This window comes from Protofrankia sp. Cj3 (genome assembly GCF_917627355.1).
In the GTDB taxonomy this organism is placed as follows: domain Bacteria; phylum Actinomycetota; class Actinomycetes; order Frankiales; family Frankiaceae; genus Protofrankia.
This window is the reverse complement of record NZ_CAKJTR010000310.1, coordinates 1-1,733: the sequence shown is the minus strand read 5'-3', so window position 1 is coordinate 1,733 and position 1,733 is coordinate 1. Positions and strand designations below refer to the sequence as shown.

Here is a 1,733-nt window from a genome sequence, read left to right as displayed (position 1 = left end):
TCGCGAGGCGGAGGAGGGAGCCACCCTGGTGTTGGGTGGCGACCGACGACAACGCGGCGAGGTGCGTGCCCTGGCCCCGTGACGCCGCGTCCCCTATTGCCGGGCGCTCTAAGTCGCGCCTGCCGGCCTGGAGCGGCGGCGTCCCATCATGATCAGAGTGAGACGGGGAGAGAGATTGTGATCGTGGGAAAAATCGGGCTGGCGGCCGTGACGGCCGCAGCGACTTTCTGTGCTGGAGTTCTGGCGGCATGTGGTGGAAGTGCGGGAGGCCCCGAGCGGCCCGGCCCGACCGATGCGGTGAAGGCTGGTGGCGCATTGACCATCGGCGCGGCCCAGGGCATCAAGACGCTCAATCCAGTGACCAAGGGCAACGCCTGGGAGCAGGTGCTGTTCAGCCTGTTATGGGATGGTTTGGTCAAGACCGGGAGTGATGGGAAGCTGCAGCCCGACCTGGCCACCTCGTGGTCGTCCTCCGCGGATCTGAAGACCTGGACCTTCCAGTTACGGCCGGACGTCAGGTTCTCCAACGGGAAGGTGCTCACCCCGGACGACGTCGTCTCGACGATCAAGTACTACCAGAACCCCGATACGGTTACCCAGCTCAAGAACAACGTGGCACCGATTGTCAGCGTGCGGGCGGACGAGGCGAACACGGTCGTCTTCACGCTCAGGACTCCGAACGCCCTGTTCCCGGCGTCGATCCAGATGGTGAAGATTGTTGACACGAACTCGCTGGCCAGTATAGCGGAGAGCCCGGCCGTCACCGGGCCGTTCCGGGTCAGAAAATTCTCCGCCGATGATCATTTGACCCTGGAGCGGAATCCGAGCTATTTCGGCCCCGCTCCCAAACTGGACCGCATCGAGTTCGTCAAGGCCGCCGACTCGGCCGCCGCGGTCACCGCGCTGAAGGCCGGCGACCTCGACGCGCTCTGGTCGGTGCCGCTTTCGCAGGTGACGACCGTCGAGAACAGTTCGGGGCTCACCGTGGTGAAGCCCGCCGTCATAGGCCAGTATGTGAGCTGGGAGGTGGACACCACCAAAGCGCCCTTCGACAACGTGCGGGCCCGGCAGGCGCTGGCCTACGCGACCGACCAACGCGCGATCCTCAAGGCCGCGTATTTCAATCAGGGCATCATCTCCACCACAAACGATCCGTTGCCGAGTAATCAGGCCAGCTACGGCGGCCGCCTCACCGACTACACCTACGACCTGGACAAGGCCAAAGCACTGTTCACCGCGGCCGGTGTCGGTCCGGGCAGCACCCTCGTCTGGTGGGGGGTGGCCAACCAGTATCCTGAGTGGAGCACCAGCGCACAGATCCTGCAGGCCAGTCTTGCCAAGATTGATATTAAGCTGCAGATCACGGATACCGACATAGCCTCCTGGCCCGGAATCTTCTACCCGGCTGGAAAATCTTTTCCCGGGAAGATTATTCCGAATTTCCAGTCCTATCCCGCGGATCCCGCCGAAGAGCTCTCGTTTCTGTTGACCGGGCGCTGTGAGTGCAACTGGAACAACGCCGCGTTCGACACGCTTTACGGCAACGCACTGGCCACCGTCGACCCGGCCCAGCGACAGCAGGCCTGGCAGCGGGTGCAGGAACTGGTCAACGAACAGGTGCCGATCTTCGTTCCGCTACAGTTCGGAACCCTGACCGCGATCAAGCGCTCCGTGGTCGGGCTGTGGGTCGACAGTGGCGGCAACCCGCATCTCGAGGATGCCGGGCTCAGAAG

The 1,733-nt window shown here is 63.6% G+C and carries 1 protein-coding gene; it reads left to right on the top strand.

Annotated features, from left to right (window positions below; genetic code table 11):
• Positions 1-315: 315 nt before the first annotated feature.
• Positions 316-1,733 (top strand): ABC transporter substrate-binding protein (locus MJ783_RS22845; RefSeq protein ID WP_239313876.1); only part of this gene is annotated, 1,418 nt, incomplete at its 3' end.